Below are 21,125 nucleotides of genomic sequence, written 5' to 3' on the forward strand. Positions count from 1 at the left end.
AATAGATACTTTAAAAGGAGCGTGATAATTAAAATGAAAATAGTAAAACAATGGGTCCAAGAAGATAGTGATTACATAAGAGAAAAAGTAATTGAATATAACCAAAAACATATTTCAGATGAAGAGAAAAAGCCTTCAGAAAAAATTAGTTTTATAGTGAGAAATGAAAAGGGAAAAATTGTAGGTGGAATAACTGCAATTACATTTTGGCACCACGTACATGTTGATTTCCTGTGGGTTTCTGAAGAATATAGACACGAAGGTTATGGAACCAAGTTAATAAAACTTATTGAAGAATTTGCAATTGAAAAAGGGTGTAGGTTAATTAATTTAGATACTTTATTCTAAAACTGCAAGAACGTACTTTGGATAATCTTCCTAAGGTACGTTCTTTTTTTATATCAGTAGCCTATTCTTATTAACTCCACCAATAGTGGTAAAGGCAAGACTTAACTAACTTATATATATTAAAAGGAGTTAATGGTAGAATGAATAGAAGACAGAAAATTCCTTTTATTAAAAATAGAGGAGGTACATATGAAAAAAGTTAATGTTACATACGCGATTTTGTACGATAAAACTAATGAAAAGATTTTAATGGTAAAAAACAAAGGGGAAAATGGTTCTTATTATACATTACCAGGTGGCGCAGTTAAATTAGGAGAAACATTGGAAGAAGCAGTAATTCGAGAAGTAAAAGAAGAAACAGGGTTACATATAAACGTAAAAGGGATTTGTTCTATCAGCGAAGCCTTTTTCGAGGAAAGAGATCATCATGCAATTTTCTTTAATTTTCTAGGCGAAATAATTGGCGGGGAGACATATATATCAAGACCAAAAGAAATCGAAGAAATTACTTGGATGGAATTACATATAGCAGCTCCATATTTACGCATACCAGAACATTTACTAGATTTATTACAAAGGAAAGAAACAGTACCGTACTTTTTTAACGGAACAATCGTTCATCAATCTTCATAAAAATATTATCTCATGTAAGGCGGGGAAAAAATGGAGTTTATCGTTAATCACAAACAATTCACTCAAGCACTTTCAGAAGTCAACAAAGCAATATCAACAAAATCTTTAATTCCTATATTATCTGGTATAAAAATAACTGCAGATCAATCTGGAATTACTTTAATTGCAAGTAACTCGAATATTTTTATTGAAAAATTCATTCCTGTTTTAATTGAAGACGAAAAGATTGCAACTATTTTAAAGGCAGGAACTATTGTTGTACCTGCAAAGTATTTTATTGAAATAATAAAGAAAATGCCAAGTGATATAGCAATAAAAAGTAAGAATGAGCAAATTATTAAGATACAATCAGAAGAAATCACATTAAGTTTAAATGGATTTCCTGCAGATGAGTTTCCGAATGTACCGCTTATAGACAATCATGCAGAAATCAAAGTAGAAACAGAGCAATTGATTGAAGTATTTAAACAAACAGTCTTTGCGGTAGCAAAAAATGAATCTAGACCTGTTCTTACTGGGGTGCATATAGAGTTATCTAATAATAAGTTTATTTGTGCTGCAACTGACTCACATAGACTAGCGATACGTGAAACGCGACTTTCCTCAGATGTAAAAGCAAATTGTATTGTACCAAGCGCAACCATTAATGAACTTCTAAAATTAATGAACAGCAATTCGAAATTCGTATATATCTACCTTTCAGAGAGTCATATTATATTTACGCTCGGAACAACTACATTATATTCAAGACTAATTGAAGGGAAATATCCTAATATTTCTAACCTTATTCCAAATGATTTTAAAACGATTATTAACGTAGATAGAAAAAAGATATTACAAGGTGTAGACCGATCAAGTTTATTAGCAAGTGAATGGGCCAATAACAATGTTAACTTAGAAATCATAAACGAATCTACAATTAAAATTTCTTCAAACGCTTCTCAAATTGGGCAAATATCCGAAACGCAACAAATAGATGCGATTCAAGGTGAAAAACAATTAAATATATCTTTCGATGGGCGTTTTATGGTTGATGCTTTAAGAGCAATAAAAGAAGAAACGATTACTTTAAGCTTTGGCGGTTCTATGAGACCGATATTGATTGAAGCAGGAGAGCAATCTGCAGCAGTACATCTTATATCACCAGTAAGAGCGTATTAGGGATAGAGGAAGGAATTACATTATGTACAAGCAGACTATTGATTTATGAAATCATAAATCAATACATTATAAGAATGATGTATTAGTAAAGCAAACAGTTTACTAAATCCTACATAATATAATTCAATCATAGACAAAGCAGCAATGGTAATCTGAAATACAAAGCAAAATAATAATAACCTCAATATAAAAGCCATAGATTAATCGATATGGGGTGAGTATGATGAAGAAAATAATTGTTTTACTCATTGGTATAGTTTTAATTACTTTTGCTTTTTATCAATACAATAAAAAAGACTATGCAGCTAAAAGTACTAACTTGTATGTAGAAAACTTTAAAGGGGAAAATGACTCAATAAAAATACAATCTGCTATTAATAAAGCAGAATCTAGTAAAATTAAAACGGTATTACTTGATGATAAGAAGTATAAAATTACGTCACCAATCATTGTTAAAAAAGGTGTGAAATTATTATTTGGTTATGGATCCCAATTTGTAGTTGAGGGAAACTTTAGAGTTCTAGAACTGGAGAACAACGCATCCATTGAAGGAGCGTATATAGCTATTGACGATCCTAAATTTAACTCTGAAGTTATTTATTTAGACGGTAAAAATAAATATTATAACACTTGGAACAAAACACAAATAAAAGATATAAATATTATTAATTGGACGGAAACGAATAAAGGTACCGGAATTTCTTTATACTCTGCTGGAAAAGAAAATGAAATTTCGTTTGTTAACTTCGAAAACATTAAAATTGTAGGAATGGAAACCGGACTAAAATTAGTAGCAAAAAAACCGAGCACCGGACAAGCTTGGATAAATGCCAATCGTTTTATGAACTTTTCTTTAGAAGACTGTGTAAATATGATTTATATGGATAGTCAAGTAACTACGCCAAATGAAATTAGTGGGAATCAATTTACAAATCTTCAAATACAGCCTTCAAATAAAACAAAAAGCATTATACAGGTAAGTGGTCAGCATAATGAATTTCATGGGATGGTGTGGGATTTAAATAAAATAAAACATGAAACCGAACTCATTGAACTGACTGATAAGAGTATGAATACAGTGGTTGAAATGTCCAGTGTACCAGCAAATAGAGTTTTAGATAGTGGGAAATCCAATATTGTGAAATAAGTTTAAATACAGAAAAAAGAGCGAATTCTTTATAAGAGGATTCGCTCTTTTTCTATTTATAATTAAATTTCCTTCCACCAAGCGGATGAAGGATAATTTGTAGATTTTAACGTAATAGATTCACCAATTTGAGGCGTTGTAATTTTAACTCCTAAACGGTTAGCTTCTTTCGTAACACGCTCTATCGGATCACTCCATTCGTGTAATGCTAATGTAAAAGCACCCCAATGAATCGGAAGAAGTAATTCTCCTTTAACATCAATATGAGCTTGTACCGTTTCTTCAGGCAACATATGAATAGCAGACCACCTCGGATCATATTGCCCGCATTCCATTAATGTAAGATCGAATGGACCGTATTTATCACCAATTTCCTTAAAGTGAGGGGCATAACCGCTATCACCACTAAAGAAAATTTTAGTCTCTTGACCAAGAATAAGCCATGAACACCATAATGAACGATCTCTATCTGTCATACCACGTCCCGAGAAATGCCTTGCAGGCGCACATACTAACTTAATATTATCAAACGTAATTTCGTCCCACCAATTATGTTCACTAATTTTACTAGGCGAAACACCCCATTTAATAAGATATTGTGCAACTCCAGTTGGAACATAAAAGTGCTTTGCGCGATCTTTTAACTGCATAATACTTTTGTAATTCAAATGATCATAGTGATTATGAGAAATGATAATCGCATCAATTTCTTGAAGGTCATCACGTTCTAAAGAAAAAGTACCACTATAGCGTTTACTATTAAACAAAGGAAATGGGGAAGAGGCATCTCCAAACATAGGGTCTAATAATAGTTTTTTACCTTCTATTTTCAAAAGAGAAGCAGAATGGCCAAACCATGTAACACTCTCTAACGATTCATTATCTTTATTTGATAAAACGATAGGCAAATCCTTTATAGGACGCAGCTTTGATTTTATTTTAAAGTAATCCGTCATTAAACTTATAATATCTGTCGGTTTAAAACTCATATCAGTATGAATTTGATTTGTATATTTCTTATTCATTCGTTCTCCTTTTTACGATTAACAATTTATGTATGTTGTTATTGTAGCTATTTGTAGTTTAAACTATATTATTTTACCTTTCATCTAAATTGCCTTGTATTTCATAAATTCGTCAAATTCATTATTTGTATCTATAAAGTACAAATTGCACAGTGGCAGTTAAAACAAATATTAAGTACATGTAAATTGTTTTTATTTAGTAAATTCCTTCTTATACGCAACAAAGAACATATGTTTCGTTGTATGTTATAGAAGAAAATATGTCTCTAATAAAAGAAAGGAAGGAGAGGATGTAAGTGCACATAGAGCGAAAAAAGAAATCAAAATGTAAACTATCAAAATCTGAAATCATGCATTTGTATACTGAAGGGAAGAGCACCTCAGAAATCGCCATGCTTGCTAATGTGTCTGCAAGGTATATTCGTATGGTTTTATCAGACAATAACGTACCAAGACGCGCTATAGGGAGTTGGAAGAGAAAGTATGACATAACAGAAGATTATTTTAAAACGTGGTCAAACAATATGGCTTATATTTTAGGGTTTATAGCAGCAGATGGTGTTATACAGAAAGAAAATCAATGTGTCAGTATATCTCAAAAAGAAAGTTATATTTTAGAAGATATAAAAAAAGAACTAAAAACAAACCAGCCACTTTATCAAAACAAAAAAACAGGCGTATATATGCTAAATATTAATAGCAAAACAATAAAAGACGACCTTATGAACATACACGGAATTACGCCATGTAAATCATTTAACATCGAATTTCCTTTTGTACCAGAAGAATATTTGCATCATTTTGTTCGTGGGTATTTTGATGGGGATGGTTACGTCAAGTATGAAACTTATACAGTTAATTTCGTAGGTGGATCATATAACTTTATGAATTCTTTACATCAAATTCTTCAGAATCGCAATTTACGAGCCGATTTACTAAATCAAAACAAACATTATCGCGTTATTTTATCTGGAAGAAAATCAATACAACTATTTTCAAATTGGATTTATAAAGACAAAGATATTTATTTGCATAGAAAATATGAAGTGTTTCAGAAAGAAAGTCTGAGTTTAGATCAATTACAAGATCGAAAATTAAAACAAACTCAAACTGCCGTTAAACAAAGAAAACAAAGTTTCCTTGAAGAATATATGAAAAATAAATGTAATGCTACAACTTGTTCAAATTTAGAAATAAGCGAATCGGCTTTCAAACGTTGGCTAAAAAATGATAATCAATTTAAAAGAGATTATGAAAAGATTAATTTAACAATGTCCACTAGCGATAACTAAATATAAAATCCTAAAAAACCTTAGAATAGGTATGAAGATAGCTATTCTAAGGTTTTTTATTTTTAAATCATAAAGGATTCTTAATTTTACTGATTGAATATAGTAAATACATAGATTTTACAATTGTCTTGATAAAAAAGGAGAGAGACACCTTGCAAAAGAAATTTATCAATCCAGAAACGATGCCACCAACTTTTGGATATTCACATGTAGTGGAAGTTAGTAACGCTAAACGAACAATTTACATATCTGGACAAGTAGCGATTAACACTGATGGTCAAATAGTTGGTATTGGTGATTTAGCTACACAAACGCGACAAGTTTTCGAAAATATTAAAAGTGCATTAGAAACTTCGGAATTAAGATTTAATGATGTAGTAAAATTAACATTTTTCTTAACAGATATTTCTCAAATGGCCACTGTTAGAGATATACGAGATCAATACATTGATACTAAAAATCCACCAGCAAGTTCAGCTGTAGAAGTTAGAAAGTTAATTAACGATAACTTTTTAATTGAAATCGAAGCAATTGCTGTAGCAAACTAATTTTAAAAACTTATTATGAATCATATCAATGCAATTCGTTTAATGCGTTCAGTTAAAACGAATTGCATTTTTTATTGTCTTAAATATAATTTATATCTGGAGACATTTTCATCAACAACTTATAAAACAAACAACTAAACAATCCATCACACAGAATGATTAAAAAGAACGAGGGGAGGCTAATCACAAAAACTAACTTACCTATAATAAGTTTATTATTTAAAGTTAGTTAACATAATATATATTATAGGCAGTTATAGAAACAAAGCAATACCAGGTATCAAAACCCAAGTAAACTATACTTAATGAGACGAAGCGGAGATTTTTGGTGAGATTTACATTAAATCTTATCTAAACAAATTTCTTCAGTTTTTATCGTTTTTATTTGTTATAAATTCATCACAGCAAATCTTAATCAATAATCGCTTAAGATTTAACGAATTAAAAACATTTTTGATTGGCAAGAAATTTTTATACAGAAAAATTATTTCTATACAAAATATAAATTAGTAATTTTATTTTATGTTTTACTTAATGAATTTATTGCTATTTGCACATGTTTTACAACTTTACATTATTTGTTGTTATTTCTGTTATTTAGACTTGACTTTCATTACACTCATTGTTTTTTATTCTAGTTAACATAACGCTTATTTTTAACATAAAAAAATCCTCCTCACCTTCAGGAAGATTTTTTGTTTGCTATTATTTTATTTATATCTTCTAGTAACAATCCCAATTGTAAATGACATTGGAAAAATCTAGATTCAACAAATCTTCCTTACGTATAAAGAAATTAGCAACCCCAGAATCGCCCCACATAATATTTAATGAATCGTCTGTATCGATTTGCATCAATAATATGTCATGTTGCTGGTATTTTTCTTCCCATTCCCTTGGATCTGTCTGTGTGAAAAATGGATAACCACCAATTTTATGTCCTTGATCCTTACATAAATCATCATACAGTTCGCCTAATTCTGTATTATTTTCTTCATCAACAATTTCTTCCCAATCAATGTTATCATTAAAAATCATTTCAAATCGATAATCTCTTGGTGTTACTGGTTGATATGTTAACTCAAACTTTAGTTTTGCTGCTTTGGGTATGATAAAATTCTCTAAATCTAAAGTGTTTAAATAACTAAAATCAGTAATCACCTTAGTTAAATCCGCTGTGATTGTAGAATGATAAACAATTCGAAAGTCTTTTTGGCTTGTGGGATGATCAAAATCTGCTCCAAAAAGATCTTCTTCAGCACTTATGAAAAACTGTAACATTCCATGTTGAGGCATATGTTCAATGTTTGGTATTTCTTCAAGGTTTAACTGCGCAAGTAGCATCATAGGTTGTCCGTTTGAGTCTTTAGGATGCTCTTGATCTATAGGTAAATACGGATATCCACCAAACTTACTTTCAAAAAGCGTTGTCTCTGCTAATGTTCCAGACACTTTAACATACGGTTTCACACTTTCTTCTAAAATACTACGATACTGTTCTAGTTCTTTCGGAATTTGAAGTTGATACGTATTCTTCACTATATTTGCCTCCTTTTAGTAATGAATTGAAAATGCCTAACTTAATTATATAGTAAGCGATAACTTAATTGAAAATCGTTAAAAATCCATTTTCACCCTCATTTTTTGCGCGCTTGGTGGACAAAGTAGATTATGTTCTAATACCTTTTTATTAATAGTTCGAATTAAATCCGCTGCTTCTGCAGTATTTGTATTTTCTTTTAGCTTTTCTTTTAAATCATCAATTTCTTTTGAAAGCTCAATCCACCTAGGTAAAACATGATTATTTGCTAAAGTTCTATAAAGTTGCTTTTCAGGATTGTACGAAAGATCTTTATCAAGATTAAGAGGTTTCCCTTTACCAGGTAAATGATCAAAAGACCCTTTCTTTTCTGCTTCTTTAACGATAGAACTAATATGATCTTCATACGTATAGGACCAAACTTTCTCATCTTTTACTAAAATCTCTTGCTTTTTTAGTTTTTTATCTAGTTCTTCTTGATTCATAGATTCTCTCTCCTTTTTATTTTCTAATGTCGTTTTTGTAAATTCTAATGCCCTTAATCCATCGAATAGCTTTTCTCGCCACCATACGCTATCATGTCCGCCTTGAAACTCTTCTTAAGTGGTTTGTGGTGTTTCATTTCTTCTAAAGCTTTATATAGCCGTCTATTAGCCGTTAAAAGAGGTTCGTTTTCGAGTTCACCTACTGCTATGTAAGAATGTAGATGAGTCGTATTAGAATTTATTGATAAAATTTGATTTTCAATCCAAGGAATTGTATTTTCATAATTATCCTTTTTCCAATGTACGGATCCAGACATTGACAACACATTTCCGAAAACATGTGGATTTTGAAGTGCTGCATAAAAAGCTGCTAAGCCACCAAGACTGAAACCAGCAATTGTTGTATGATTCCTTTCTTGATAAACGTGATACTTAGATTGAATCCACGGAAGTAATTCCTTTGTTAAAAATGTATTCATTTTATCGTTATAAGTTAGCTCTTCTAATCGATCGACAGGATCTATAGCAACAGCAATGCAAGATGGGATTTCTTTTTCGTAAATTAAATAATTAAGTGTTTTTTCAATTAAAAGGCTCTGAATGAATGAATTCCCATCAAATACAATGAGAAGTTCTTGAAGATGTGGAGTGTGAGAATAATCATGAGGCGTATAAATATGAATTTTACGTGTGTTATTTAAAATCGAACTATGAAAAGAATATGTTTCAATTCTCCCAGATGGATAATGATTTGAAGGGAAACGACTGCTATACTGCATGTCCATACTTATTTTTAACACAGACGCTTTATTGGTACCTTCTCCAAATGTATTTTTATTAAATGGGTCTAATCGATACTGTTCACTACGCTTTATCCAATTATTTTCGAAAAAATCATTTACTGTAAAATAATAAGTTGAAATAAAACTCTTATTTGTTCTAAACGTAACATACCAAATATCTGTCTGTAACAATCGTTGTAATTGATTTACAGACAGATCCCAACCAGGAAAACTACCGAATACATAAACATTTTCAGTATTTTGATTGCCTAACCATATATACGTTATAAGTTTATACTGATTATCTATAGGGCATAGTTCTATTAGTAGTGTATGATTTGATTTCATGCAAAAAAGTATAAAGAGCTTTTTCGTTTCCATTCTTTAATTGATTTTTAAGCTGCTCTAACTTATGACTAATGATTGAAGTCACCTCTCTTCCTCTTTTGTAGTACTCTATATGTAGTTTTTTCATTAGAATCCCTATATAAAAGTAGTCGTAAGTAATGTGTTTAGAGAAGTTATTGATTAGAGAAATGATCAATCGCTTGAATAGAAAGTTCCAATGATTTTATTCTTCTTTCTAAAAGTGTTCTTTGAGGACTCCCAAGCTTTGACTTATCGTAAATCTTTTCAATTGATGGAAGCAAACCAATCAGAACATTACGAGCTTCTGCTAAATCTTCCTGAGTATAATGATGAGTTTCTTGCTTCCAAACACTTTCTAACATAGCTAAGCCGATACTAGCTGCTTTGAGTCTTTTTTTCACTAAAGTAGTATTTGAGCCCTTTTGAGTCATCTGTGATAAGGCATTTTCAAGTTTACGGATTGTTGACTGTAAAGATTTTATTGATTCCAATTTATCTATTTTTGATACGTTTTCCATGTTAATGTTGTCCCTTCTGCATTGTTGACTTATTTTGTTTAAAGCTTGATTTCACTCGAAATATTTTAACATAAATAACTAACTGTATTCGAGTTGGACAATAACTTAAAGTAAAACAGCTATTCCTCTCTCCTCCCTGTATCATTCTATTATATGTACTTCTTTCTTCTCATTAGAATTCCTATATAAACTAGTTGTTAATATTGAATGTTTTATGAACAAAAAAACGTACAAGTAATGTAACCTGTACGTTTTCGCTTTTATTCAGTAAGATAATAAAGTAATAGCTTCCTGGTCTTCTCATAACTTATGAAATCTCTATACAAAATGGGATAATTCACAATTTCTGTTTCTAGAAAACGATATTGCGGAAACCACTCAAAAAACGATTTTCTTAACCACTTTATTTGTTGAAACGTAATGTTCTGTTCGTTTCCATTTAGTATAGAATTTAAAGTAGCTGCTGTATGCATCCAATAATGATTAAAATCAGCGTTTATACAGTCATCTTCGGTAAATTTACTTTTTAGGTCTCGTTGCAATTTTGCTGTAGCACGATAAGGAAACGGTTTATGAAGTGGACTATGCATTTTCTGCAATTCCTTAAAAATAATTTGTTTTCCTAACTTCAACTTTCTCCTCCTTTATTTCTCTATCCAATTTAATAAGTTTTCATAATGATATTGAGCATCGATATACCCAAGATTATATAGATTAACAAGCTTTTCCTTATTTCTTTCTATTCCGCTTATAGGAAGCTGTACACTTGGCTGAATTACATAAAAATTATCTTTTTGTTCTTCTTGATTCATATAAGATATCGTCTCATTATAAAAACGATAATGGTTTACTAAATTCTCTGCGATTTTCGGATATTTTCTATATAAAATTTTAGCCAGGCCTGAAAATTTATTTCGCTGCTTCTCATATCCTTCTGGCTTTGTCATAATTACAACGTTCTTTTCATAACCATCCTTTTGGGCTTTCAAAACAGGTATAGGGTCTATAATCCCTCCATCTAATAATTTTCGATTATTATATTCTACAGCAGGTGCTATAAACGGCACAGAGCTAGATGCACGAATGATTTTTAAAATATCATTTCCGTGTTCTGCTTTATTATAATAAATGGCTTGTCCTGATTCGCAATCAGTTGTCCCTATAACAAACTGTTCATTACAGTTTAAGAAAGTTTGAAAATCAAATGGTACAATTTTATTAGGTACTTCATCAAATAAAAAATCCATTCCGAATAATTCACGTTTTCGAATTAAGTTTCGATAAGATATATACCTGTAATCTGATACTAGCTCTGTATTTACTTTCTTATTTCTCCCTTGTTGACGCGACAAATAGGTTGCTCCCATACAAGCTCCAGCGGATACGCCAACTACATAAGGGAAGAATAAGTTCTTTTCCATGAAATATTCGAGTACGCCTGCAGTATATAAACCTTTCATTCCTCCGCCTTCTAATACTAAACCGATATTTTTCATACTATATCCCTCTGCTTCTCTTTTCTTAATTTCATATTAGCATAAGATATTAGGATGAAGTTATATAAATGAATTACAACAATAACCAGAAACTACTAAAGTAATGTCATAATATCTTTGTGAGTAACATGTTACAATATAAGTAATTCATTCCACATATATTAAAGGAGGAATTTAAGATGGGTTTATTTAGCGGTATTTTAGGAAATGCATCAAATACGAGTTCTGAAAGTGTAGAACGTGATTTAGAGAAGATTATGCTAGACGATGAAAAAGTAGAGCATGCTTATAAATTAATTCGTGATCTAATCGTATTTACAAATCGTCGTCTTATATTAGTAGATAAACAAGGAGTAACTGGCAAAAAAACAGAATACCATTCTATTCCTTATAAAAGTATTACACAATATAGCATCGAAACGGCTGGGCATTTTGATTTAGATGCAGAACTTAAAATTTGGGTGTCTAGTATGGAGGAACCAATTACGAAAGAATTTAAAGGTGACGATAGTATTTTAAGCATTCAAAAAGCGCTAGTAACCTTTACGACAAAATAGTGTTTTTTGTATCTTTATTCATTTTCGAAATTACTAACCCGAGTATTTTGGAAGAACATACATTATTTTTGTATATTTAATCTAAAATAACATAAAAAGGTAAAGCGTATTTTAAATGCTTTACCTTTCTTTTTTGTAATAAACAAGTGTAGTTTTATCATTTAATTTCTTTATTACTTCTGTTCTTTTATACCCCATTTTCTCGTATAGAAAACAATTTCTTTCTTCTTCTAAAATCGTAGCAAGTTCAAAACTTCGTGCTTCTGGAAACATTTCTTCAATTAAAATAAGTACCTTCTGAGCAATTCCTTTCCCTTGATAGATTGGATGAATAAACATTGGACTAATCCAAAATTTATAAGGTAGTTCTTTTGCGGATATACATATCGCTCCAACAAGTTTCGAATCTATTATCACCTTATAAAAATTACTGCTGGGATTATTTATTCTAAAAATAGTTTTTTCAATAGTTTTATTTGCTGGATTTGTTTCATAGTCTTTATATTTATGTAATAAAGAGCTAAATGAGTCTATTTGCATTTGAAATATAACTTCTGCATCAGTTTCTGTCGCCTTCTCTAATGTAATCTCCATGTTACCAATTTAGTCGCTTTCTTAATGAAGTTATATGAGCTGTATGATGCCGTCCGTGCCATGCGTATAGTCCTATTGCAGCAGCAAGTTTTGTTTCACCAGTTTCAGGATGGTTAAATGTCTTTTCTAGATCTTCAATTTCTAGAGAATATAAAAGGTTAACCCATCTTTTATGTAATGAATCTAGCATTACTAGTGAAACATCTACCGGTAATTTTGAATCGGGTAACTCTGCCCACTTCTCTTCTTTATACGGCTTAATAGTGGGATTCTTTTCTGTCAGTGCTAATTTAAAGCGTATGTAGCTATTCATATGACTATCAACGACGTGATGAACTACTTGACGTACAGTCCAACCTCCAACGCGATATGGTGTATCTAACTGCTTCTGATCTAAATCTTTAATTGCCTTTGTTAGTTCATTTGGTAAATCTTCAATTTCTTGAATCCATGTATCAATCATTTCTTCAGTTATAGGACGTTTGTATGTAAATTGGCCAATTGGATAACGTAAATCATTCATGAATAAGTCCTCCTTATTATAAGCGTGAAGTATTTCTCCAAATATAGTGTACAAACTTCACATGTTCTCCATTTAATTCTACAGAAGTTGTATCTGATTCGTTTTGATAAGAAGAAAATCCGCTTTTTTCTAGTACAATTTGTGATGCGAGATTATTAGTCGTTGTTTTAGCATGAACTTCAGTAATTTCATTATTTTTCGCTACATCTAAAATTAATTTTACGGCTGCTGTAGCAACTCCTTTTTTAGTAAATTTTTCTCCGACCCGATACCCTAGCGAACTAATTTGAGTTTCCGTATCTATATCTACTAAATTAATTCGCCCTACAATTTCTTTTTCTTCATTACGAATTAAATAAAAATAAGAATCTCCATCTGCTTGTTCTATTAATAAATCGTCTAGTAGTTTTTGGAAATATTCAAATTCAAAATATTTTGAGCCACGATTTGGCACCATTGTTTCAAAAAAAGATTTATTCGTAAGTTCAAACGTAAATAAATCCTTAGCATCTTGTTTCTTTAGTTGCTCTATGTATATTTCCATCCCGTATTCTCCTTCTAGATTTACTAACTGTTATACATTCTTTTTTAATCAATTATATTCCTGCTATTACTTTCGATTAAGTAATACAGATAGTAGCACTTTCGGATGAAAAAGATGAAATGGACTACGAATTAAATTCATCACTCGTACTAACCGAATATAAACATCAGAATTACTTGCGGATAGTCGATATATTTGTTTCGTATACCATAGCTGAAATTTTTGTTTTGTAGTTAATTCTCTCTTTAGTTGCGGATGACGTGATATTTCCGTTGTTGTCATATCCCATGGGGTTTCTATTATATTAGCTGCCTTTTTATAAAATTGTTGTGTAAATGTTTTATCAAGTTGTTTTCTACCTTGCAGAAGTAATTGCAACTGGTGAGCCTCCATAGCAGCAACTGATACGCCTTGGCCGAAAACGGGATCAAAACGACATTGCGCATCTCCAACAACTAATAAGCCTTCTGGTACATTATTCACTAAATCAAATCGCCGGCGTACTTGATAGGGAATTTTGTATGTCTTTATATCAGTAATTCCCTCAGCCTTGTTTAGGAAGTCTGTAACATTAGAAATTGATAGGTTTTCAGCAAAATCATAAAACTCATCATCTGTTTGTGGTGCTTTCTCGTTTGCGTATCCACTGAAAGTAACAAAATAACGATTATCTTCTATCGTTTGAATAAGAACGCCATAAGGGTTATCAGGGAAACTCGGAGACATTAACATATTACAACAGTCTAATTTCTCATTTTCTTTAAGTTTGAACATTTTCGTTGCGTAAAATAAATCAATACGAACTTTCTCTTCTTGTACTTCAATTTCGTATTCTCGTAACCACTCTATACTTTTTGAGCCAAATCCACTCGCATCAACTACAAGGTCTGCATGAACTTCTTCTTGTATGTCTGTCTCTAAATATTTAACTTTTACTCCACACACTTTGTTAAGCTTTTCATCTACCAATAACCCTTTAACCAATGTTTCATATTTAATAGTAATATTTGAAATTTGATGTATTCGTTTTTGAATATGCCATTCTAGTAAAGGACGACTTTGTTGAATCATATGTACTTCCCCTATGAACGGTTGTTTCCATAGACCGAATTGATGCCATTTCAAATCACGTGTAAAGTTGTTTATAATACTACCCGCTTCTATTAATTCATTCGTAATAGTAGGAAACAATTCTTCAATTGCTTTTTCTCCACCTTTTAATAACACGTGAGGATGATTACTTTGTGGAACTCTTTTTCTTGAAGCTTTTCCATCCCATTTTTCACCGACTTCTAAAATGATTACTTCTTTAAAAAAAGTTGATAATGCTTTTGCTGCAAACTTTCCTGCCATACTTCCACCAATAACGATAGCCTTATTAAACATATTTTCCCCCTTAATAAAAAGAGATCCTGCCTTGTATGAATGAAACAGGATCTTAAACTAATTAACTTCTTTATCATTATACTTAAAATACATCAGTAAATTGCAACGTTAAAATTAAAATACCTAATCCCCATACGTAATACGCGAATACTTTTAAGGAGTGACGTTTTAAATATTGAATCATCCATGAAACGGCTATGTATCCAAAAAACGCTGCTGATAACGTTCCGACAATTAAAGATGTACTAGAAATAGATTCTGCTTTCCCTTGAAAAACGTCTGCAAATTGCAAAATGATAGCTCCAACAATAGCTGGTGTCGACAGTAAAAAAGAAAAGTAAGCAGCAGTTTCACGGTCTAATTTTCTCCATAATGCAGCGACAATTGTCATTCCAGAACGGGAAATGGCTGGAAAAATAGCAGCAGCTTGAAATGAACCGATAATTAATGCGTCTTTATATGTTATGTCATCCATTTTTTTACGACCATTCTTTTGTTTATCTGCCATGTAGAGAAAGAATCCGGTCACTAAAAACTCCCAACCGATCGTGATTCCTGTTTTTGAAATATCTTCAAAGAAGTCTTTAAACAATAAACCAATAACAACTGCGGGTATTGTCCCAACGATAAGTAATAACATGAGCTTTGAAAATGGGTTTTTAATTAAATATATAAATTCTTTTTTGTAATAAATAAAAACCGCAAGTAAAGTCCCAATATGCAGCATCGTATCTAAAAATAAGCCAGCCTCATCTAATCGGAACAAATGCCTTCCTAAATAAAGATGTCCGGTACTACTGATTGGTAAAAATTCTGTTAAACCTTGAATTATACCTAGTATGAAAGCTTCTAACCAATTCATGATGGTCTCCTTTCTCTTTTGCTTGTACCAATATATGAGGGTTAAATTTTCGATATGAAAAAAACTATATTTCTCTATGAATTTACTTTTCATTTATGGATATATATGTAAAGAGGGTTAAGGAGGGTTATTATGTGGAAGCACACAAAATTCGGTAATGTATTACTTTGGGTGGGCCCTATCCTTGTATTTTTAGGACTATGTATGACAAATGTTATTTCAGATATTCCTTTCTTTGAGGGAAAACATAAAACGGTTGGTATTGTACTTATATTTATAGGTGTAATCTGTTTTGTTGCTGCTAATCATTTGAAAAAAGGAGAAAGATATGAAGAATAAATCTAAATAAAAAACAATCCTGGCATATTAGCTAGGATTGCTTTTTATTAATGTTGATTATTTGTAAAATACTTTATCAACGTTATATTTCGCTTTGTATTCATTAATGATATATGTTTCGTAAATTTCTCTTTCTGTTGGATCTTCTACGATACATGCATCAATGCGGTATACTTCATCACGGTGATTTTTAATTGGTGAAACATTATCTTCAAAATGCTTCTTAATACGTTGTCTAATTTTACGAGCTTTACCTACGAAAAGAAGTTCGTCATTAATATTGTAAAACATAAAAATGCCGCCTTTATCTCTAGGGAACAAGTGGAAATCGATAAATCCATTAATTGGAGTAATGATTGGCTCGTCTCCTTTAATAACTTGTTTACGTTCAGTAATTGAAACATCAGCTTCAGGAATATTAATTTTAATCAAGTTCATTCACGTCCTCTTTTATTATAAAGATAAATAATAGCATACATAAGTAAGAAAAGCTATGTTCAGAGGCATATTTCATTTTATAATTCAAATATTATAGGTGTATCATGTAAACTTTTCTTCCAAATCATATGATCGCTGGATTCTCCCCAGTAATCTTTCAATACATAACTAGGCTCTCCAAACTTCTTTGTCCATATACTTTGCGCATTTTTGTAGCCACTATCTAAACAATATTCTGTTATTCCTCTGCTAAGTAACGTAAGAAACATTGTATGTAGCAGTAAACTCCCGATACCCTTTCTTTGATACTCTGGAAGTATAAATACAGTTCCTATTTCATACAAATCCTTAAGTACACCACCTGTACAACTATTAATCAATGTACTTGCTGGACCAACTTCAATTGTTCCAATGATTTTATTGTTATTTGTATCAATTGCTAATAAAAAGTAACGTTTTTCTCCATTACTATCAAAATCTGTTTTCAAATATTGCTTTTTCATGTTAATTTCATTTTCTATGTCATCCAATAGTTGTGATAATCCTTCATTTTTGTATGTATTCGTAATAACGATACGGAAAAATAAATATAGTTCATCTACATCATTCAAATTCGGTCTTCTAACTGCAACGTTAGTCATGAATACATTCTCCAATCTTCATTATGCCATTGTCAATACAACACTTTACATAATCTATTCATCATTATTCTGCAAAAACCTGCATAAATCCAGCAATATAGAAAGCTCAGTATAAATATTAATAAAATAATTTTTATGTCCATAGTTGTATGAACAGTAGGACCAAGTACCGGAAAACGGAAAACATCGAGAACGATCATAATCCCTATAAGTAGACAAGTCGCAGAAAAGGAAACAATCCAAATTCTCCTCTTGAATTTTAAAAAGGCTAGTCCTAAGGATAGACCTAATAAGCCTGTAGTAAAAGGAAAGATAATTAGTTCACTTGGCTCAATAATAAATAATAGAAAAATAGTAAGAATATAAGAAAGTATTCCCTCAAGAATAGAATAGAAAATAGCAAAAAAAATCGGTAATGTCGAAAATGGACTAATGAGCAAACCTATACCAGGAACTAAGTTACCCGCTGCTTGAAACATGGTGGCTAATGCACTCATCAAAGCTGTAAGTACTAACTTATTCGCAAGGGACAATTTTCTTTTATGAACAAAGCTTATATCATGCTCTATCATCAGTTGATACCAATAACGTACAAACCGATTCATTAAAATCCCCCCTAAAGACACCTCATTCATTACTTTCTATATTATTCGTACACATACGGTTTATGAGTTACTTTCTGCAAGTTAATAGATGCTCATACATTGAAGATTTTTAGGGGGATAAGTTAAGTCGTGCGTTTTGGGAACAGAATGAATTCCTTATATTATATTTTTAGACTGATAATTTGTATCGTATTAAGGGATAATTTCAAAAATGGTACCTTTGTTAAAATCAGTTACTTTCATAGAACCGTAAACTCCTAAATATAATCTAGTTTGATTCAAATTTGTTCCTAAACTCATATAATAAGCTGCTTGCGTACCAAAATCATAATTGGTTTCAATAGCATGAAAGTCAGCATGTTTACCGTCTATACCTGCTCTAGTATACGCTAAAACACCCTTAACTGGCGGTCGAGAATCTTCTTTCTTAGCAAGGTCAGTAAACACTACGTTACCTGTTAAATTTGGAATTGAATTTCCCATATATGGCTGAACTCCTGTAAGTGAAGTTCCTCCAAACTTATCTGTTCTAGAATCTTTATGAAAATAACTAAGTAGAGGCAGAATACGCTTCACTGAAGTTTGTATTGTTTCATCATAATAAACCATTGTTCTCTCATCCAAAGTCTGATTTTCGGAACAATGTCGTATAAAAGAAGTAGGTAAATCCCCTTCCCATCCTCGCCACCCAAAATTGATAAACCCATCTTGATTGGGAGTTAATCTCATAAAATGCATTTGAACAAGTTCTGTAACCGGTATAGGTTTATATTGAACAAATGAAAAAATAGACTCTACAATATCTTGTCCGACATTTCCAGCGTATTTGATATATTGATTATAAAACCTTTGAAATGAAATGCCGGTTATATTACGTACTCCTTTTGCAATTACTGTAAGTGTTTCTTGTATAGATAAAGGAAGTTCATTAAAGCGTGTAACTACAGGAGGGTTATTTATAAATGTATTTTTACTTACATCGATTTCAATTATTTTTCCTGCTATTTCTAAATCATCTTGGCTTAAGTTAAATGGATCATAACCTGATCCGCCATCTCCATTTGTAAAAACAAGTTTTCCAGTCTCAGGTGAAAAGTTTAAACTATTGACTCCGTTATGATTAAAAAATGGTCTTCTTACATTCAGTAATGTTCGTCGCTTTTGAGCTTGACCATTAGGTTGTAAAGTCCATTCTTCCACTGTATCAATGTGATCATATTGTGTATTTCTATTAACCCACTTTAAATTTAACGTTTTAGGGTCACAAGGATTCGGTTTAAATTGCTCAGAAAATGCACCTGGTCCTTGAGTTCCAGCTACTGAATAATGAAGATAAAATAACCCATTTTGATAAAATTGTGGATGGAACGCAAGTCCTAGCAATCCGCGTTCATCATAACCGCTACTAGAAACACCTTCTTCAAATGTACCTAATTTAATAATTTGTTGACGAATATCTAAAAATGTCTTTATAACTCCGTCCCCTATGTAAAAAATCTCTCCTAATTGGGTTGCGATAAATAGTCTTTCGGTCGATTCACCTGGAAGTATCGTTGTTTTCAATACGGTTGGTAAATTTACGTTATGAACAATGGGTCGTAAACTAACTTTAACTTTTGTCAATTAACTGTACACCCCTTTTTCTTCTTTTTATAGAAGAATATGATTAGAGTAGTTTTGTTAGTATCAAATAAGTTGTATTCCTTTTTATTACAATTTTGTATATAATATAAGTATCAATATATTAGGGGAATCAATTATGACGCTCTTATTACAAATCATCTTACCACTTATATGTGCAGTATACTTATTTACCCTCTATCATAAAGGGACGTATGGATCAGCTTCATTCATTTTAGCAGTCATGATAGGAATTTTCGGTTTAGAGAATATCTTTCAATATGCTAGTCTAACAAATCATGCTATTTATCCATATTGGGGCAGTTTGAAGGCTGTTGTTATCGTTTTATCAGTCGTATTTCTATTTAAAAAAGGTGGTTTAACAAGGAAATATTGATTTTTAATGCGTTACATATTTTCTTGTTAAATTGCTTTTATTTTATAAAAGCAGAAATATTTATGTAAAAACACGAAGGGATGTGTTACATATGTCTATAAATATTATTTCAATAATCTCTATCATAATATGGATTTTGTTAATTACAGAACTTATAAAACCTTCAAAAGAACAGAATGGACGAAAAATAGTAACTTTAGTAACTGCTGGTTCCGCATCAACACTTATTTTGACGGTTTCATTTATTCAAAATATCCCGTTTTGGAATTGATAGTGATATAACTAACAAAAATATGTATAAATAAAAAGATTAGGATTCACTCCTAATCTTTTTATTTTTTGGGATAGCACCACATGCCCAGCAAGCTAAGGTCTTGAAGTAGCCCCTAAACAAAATTTTAAATTTTTCTAAAGTTATTTATGTGAATTCAAATCGTTTTCAGGAACATATGTGGTCCTTTTACAATTTGAATTTCTTTTTAAGTTTCTTATATTTTCTGTACGAACGTCTAACAATGTTTAACATAAAATACGGTATTTTAACCGGGAAAGGCAATTTATATATGAAAGGAAAATAAAAGGTGAAATATGCCTTTTCTAGGTCTCTCCACTTACTATCTTCTTTTGTTTTTAAGAAATCAGATACATCGACTACATATCCCCTTCCTTTTTCCATCATCACATTTTTCCCGTGAACATCACAAGGAGTTAACCCTTGTTCCCTCGCATACTCTAAAGCCTCATTAATATCAAGTATTACTTGCTTAGGAATTTTAATCCCCTTATGAATAGCATCGTATAAGGTAATTTCTTTTAAACGTTTCAATACTATGAAATTTTCTCCTTTATATATAAGCTTTGAATAAGAAGGATGATCTCCAATTCTTCGGTATACTTCTGACTCTTTTTCAATTCCTTCTCCTTCTCGCACGTAAACTTTCACTACCCAATCTTTGTATTCTTTGTGCATGAATACTGCGGCATAATTACCTGTTCCTAAACACTTCCAAAGTCTAGGAATATCTTTAACTACTACAGGCTCGAATTCATCCTCACTTCTGATACTTACCTCTTTTAATAATTCGTCATTTATCAATCCCACAAAACTATTTATACTCATCATTCCCACTCCGCTTTTGCTAAAAGGGGGCCCACCCACATTTTAACGAAAATATACACTAAGCGAATTTTAGCATAAAACGAGTCATTTTTCTTCTTAAAATAAAAAGCTAACTCGTTTTATTTAAACTGTTGAATACTTAATATTTATTCCGT

Annotated in this window: 24 protein-coding genes and 2 pseudogenes; 10 read left to right on the forward strand and 16 right to left on the reverse strand. The window is 31.3% G+C overall.

From position 1 onward, the window contains the following. The first annotated feature begins 33 nt into the window (after window positions 1-33). The 4 genes from MR107_RS01055 to MR107_RS01070 all read left to right on the forward strand — a co-directional run bounded on the left by MR107_RS01055 (window position 34) and on the right by MR107_RS01070 (window position 3,289). Window positions 34-348 (forward strand): GNAT family N-acetyltransferase, encoded by a 315-nt coding sequence (locus tag MR107_RS01055; RefSeq protein WP_075677086.1) that lies wholly within the window; start codon window positions 34-36, stop codon window positions 346-348. A gap of 189 nt (window positions 349-537) precedes the next feature. Further along, window positions 538-981, forward strand: coding sequence for an NUDIX hydrolase (locus MR107_RS01060; protein ID WP_048656831.1), 444 nt, complete (start codon window positions 538-540; stop codon window positions 979-981). A 30-nt stretch (window positions 982-1,011) separates the two neighbouring features. Continuing rightward, a complete protein-coding gene (gene dnaN, locus MR107_RS01065; RefSeq protein ID WP_242292000.1) occupies window positions 1,012-2,142 on the forward strand; it encodes a DNA polymerase III subunit beta in 1,131 nt (376 codons plus the stop codon). Window positions 2,143-2,365: 223 nt separating this feature from the next. Then, complete coding sequence (locus MR107_RS01070; RefSeq protein ID WP_000721081.1) at window positions 2,366-3,289, forward strand: hypothetical protein; 924 nt, start codon at window positions 2,366-2,368, stop codon at window positions 3,287-3,289. Window positions 3,290-3,351: 62 nt separating this feature from the next. Here MR107_RS01070 and MR107_RS01075 read toward each other — a convergent pair whose 3' ends face one another. Next, complete coding sequence (locus MR107_RS01075; protein WP_071739423.1) at window positions 3,352-4,314, reverse strand: MBL fold metallo-hydrolase; 963 nt, start codon at window positions 4,312-4,314, stop codon at window positions 3,352-3,354. Window positions 4,315-4,610: 296 nt separating this feature from the next. Between MR107_RS01075 and MR107_RS01080 the strand changes: the two genes are divergently transcribed. Together MR107_RS01080 and MR107_RS01085 are read left to right on the forward strand one after the other, a co-directional pair. Further along, window positions 4,611-5,606 (forward strand): LAGLIDADG family homing endonuclease, encoded by a 996-nt coding sequence (locus MR107_RS01080; RefSeq protein ID WP_242292001.1) that lies wholly within the window; start codon window positions 4,611-4,613, stop codon window positions 5,604-5,606. Window positions 5,607-5,758: 152 nt separating this feature from the next. Beyond that, window positions 5,759-6,154: a RidA family protein gene (locus MR107_RS01085; protein WP_001169707.1), complete on the forward strand. Its 396-nt coding sequence runs from the start codon at window positions 5,759-5,761 to the stop codon at window positions 6,152-6,154. A gap of 723 nt (window positions 6,155-6,877) precedes the next feature. On the opposite strand, the gene MR107_RS01090 is transcribed toward MR107_RS01085, so the two are convergent. The 5 genes and pseudogenes from MR107_RS01090 to MR107_RS01115 all read right to left on the reverse strand — a co-directional run bounded on the left by MR107_RS01090 (window position 6,878) and on the right by MR107_RS01115 (window position 11,344). Further along, window positions 6,878-7,693: a YwqG family protein gene (locus tag MR107_RS01090; protein ID WP_242292002.1), complete on the reverse strand. Its 816-nt coding sequence runs from the start codon at window positions 7,691-7,693 to the stop codon at window positions 6,878-6,880. Window positions 7,694-7,771: 78 nt separating this feature from the next. Then, a pseudogene (locus tag MR107_RS31650) lies at window positions 7,772-9,394 on the reverse strand (DnaJ family domain-containing protein). Window positions 9,395-9,482: 88 nt separating this feature from the next. Next, window positions 9,483-9,848, reverse strand: a complete 366-nt coding sequence (locus MR107_RS01105) for a hypothetical protein (protein WP_000432659.1) — start codon at window positions 9,846-9,848, stop codon at window positions 9,483-9,485. Between the two features lie 260 nt (window positions 9,849-10,108). Further along, on the reverse strand, window positions 10,109-10,480 hold the full coding sequence (locus MR107_RS01110) for a YxiJ-like family protein (protein WP_242292004.1): 372 nt from the start codon (window positions 10,478-10,480) through the stop codon (window positions 10,109-10,111). Between the two features lie 12 nt (window positions 10,481-10,492). Next, on the reverse strand, window positions 10,493-11,344 hold the full coding sequence (locus MR107_RS01115) for a patatin-like phospholipase family protein (RefSeq protein ID WP_088344344.1): 852 nt from the start codon (window positions 11,342-11,344) through the stop codon (window positions 10,493-10,495). 179 nt (window positions 11,345-11,523) lie between these two features. Here MR107_RS01115 and MR107_RS01120 point away from each other — a divergent pair, with 179 nt between their 5' ends. After that, entirely contained in the window at window positions 11,524-11,901 is a 378-nt protein-coding gene (locus MR107_RS01120; RefSeq protein ID WP_000522476.1) for a PH domain-containing protein, read from the forward strand. Window positions 11,902-12,021: 120 nt separating this feature from the next. Here the strand turns inward: MR107_RS01120 and MR107_RS01125 are convergent. The 5 genes and pseudogenes from MR107_RS01125 to MR107_RS01145 form a co-directional block, all read right to left on the reverse strand. Further along, window positions 12,022-12,495 (reverse strand): annotated as a pseudogene (locus tag MR107_RS01125) (GNAT family N-acetyltransferase); the annotation flags it as partial. 1 nt (window position 12,496) lies between these two features. Next, window positions 12,497-13,018 carry a YfiT family bacillithiol transferase gene (locus MR107_RS01130; protein ID WP_000999069.1) on the reverse strand — a complete coding sequence of 174 codons (522 nt, stop codon included), beginning with the start codon at window positions 13,016-13,018 and terminating at the stop codon, window positions 12,497-12,499. A gap of 16 nt (window positions 13,019-13,034) precedes the next feature. Further along, complete coding sequence (locus MR107_RS01135; RefSeq protein WP_000409236.1) at window positions 13,035-13,562, reverse strand: GNAT family N-acetyltransferase; 528 nt, start codon at window positions 13,560-13,562, stop codon at window positions 13,035-13,037. Window positions 13,563-13,628: 66 nt separating this feature from the next. Beyond that, window positions 13,629-14,948: an FAD-dependent monooxygenase gene (locus MR107_RS01140; protein WP_137396759.1), complete on the reverse strand. Its 1,320-nt coding sequence runs from the start codon at window positions 14,946-14,948 to the stop codon at window positions 13,629-13,631. A gap of 82 nt (window positions 14,949-15,030) precedes the next feature. Beyond that, entirely contained in the window at window positions 15,031-15,810 is a 780-nt protein-coding gene (locus MR107_RS01145; RefSeq protein WP_226368749.1) for an undecaprenyl-diphosphate phosphatase, read from the reverse strand. Between the two features lie 132 nt (window positions 15,811-15,942). Here MR107_RS01145 and MR107_RS01150 point away from each other — a divergent pair, with 132 nt between their 5' ends. Continuing rightward, window positions 15,943-16,149 (forward strand): hypothetical protein, encoded by a 207-nt coding sequence (locus MR107_RS01150; protein WP_000265477.1) that lies wholly within the window; start codon window positions 15,943-15,945, stop codon window positions 16,147-16,149. A gap of 57 nt (window positions 16,150-16,206) precedes the next feature. Here MR107_RS01150 and MR107_RS01155 read toward each other — a convergent pair whose 3' ends face one another. The 4 genes from MR107_RS01155 to MR107_RS01170 all read right to left on the reverse strand — a co-directional run bounded on the left by MR107_RS01155 (window position 16,207) and on the right by MR107_RS01170 (window position 19,456). After that, window positions 16,207-16,587: a nucleotide excision repair endonuclease gene (locus MR107_RS01155; protein ID WP_001048941.1), complete on the reverse strand. Its 381-nt coding sequence runs from the start codon at window positions 16,585-16,587 to the stop codon at window positions 16,207-16,209. Between the two features lie 77 nt (window positions 16,588-16,664). Beyond that, window positions 16,665-17,228 carry a GNAT family N-acetyltransferase gene (locus MR107_RS01160; RefSeq protein WP_098213692.1) on the reverse strand — a complete coding sequence of 188 codons (564 nt, stop codon included), beginning with the start codon at window positions 17,226-17,228 and terminating at the stop codon, window positions 16,665-16,667. Between the two features lie 32 nt (window positions 17,229-17,260). Beyond that, window positions 17,261-17,833 (reverse strand): hypothetical protein, encoded by a 573-nt coding sequence (locus MR107_RS01165; protein WP_242292005.1) that lies wholly within the window; start codon window positions 17,831-17,833, stop codon window positions 17,261-17,263. A gap of 192 nt (window positions 17,834-18,025) precedes the next feature. Next, window positions 18,026-19,456 (reverse strand): PQQ-dependent sugar dehydrogenase, encoded by a 1,431-nt coding sequence (locus tag MR107_RS01170; protein ID WP_242292006.1) that lies wholly within the window; start codon window positions 19,454-19,456, stop codon window positions 18,026-18,028. 136 nt (window positions 19,457-19,592) lie between these two features. Between MR107_RS01170 and MR107_RS01175 the strand changes: the two genes are divergently transcribed. Next, a complete protein-coding gene (locus MR107_RS01175) occupies window positions 19,593-19,850 on the forward strand; it encodes a hypothetical protein (protein WP_242292007.1) in 258 nt (85 codons plus the stop codon). A 91-nt stretch (window positions 19,851-19,941) separates the two neighbouring features. Next, a complete protein-coding gene (locus MR107_RS01180) occupies window positions 19,942-20,121 on the forward strand; it encodes a hypothetical protein (protein ID WP_025709432.1) in 180 nt (59 codons plus the stop codon). A 189-nt stretch (window positions 20,122-20,310) separates the two neighbouring features. Here MR107_RS01180 and MR107_RS01185 read toward each other — a convergent pair whose 3' ends face one another. Continuing rightward, window positions 20,311-20,970, reverse strand: coding sequence for a protein kinase family protein (locus MR107_RS01185; protein WP_074047543.1), 660 nt, complete (start codon window positions 20,968-20,970; stop codon window positions 20,311-20,313). Window positions 20,971-21,125 lie beyond the last annotated feature (155 nt).

This window comes from Bacillus cereus group sp. BfR-BA-01441 (assembly GCF_022663075.1).
Classification (GTDB): Bacteria; Bacillota; Bacilli; order Bacillales; family Bacillaceae_G; genus Bacillus_A; species Bacillus_A cereus.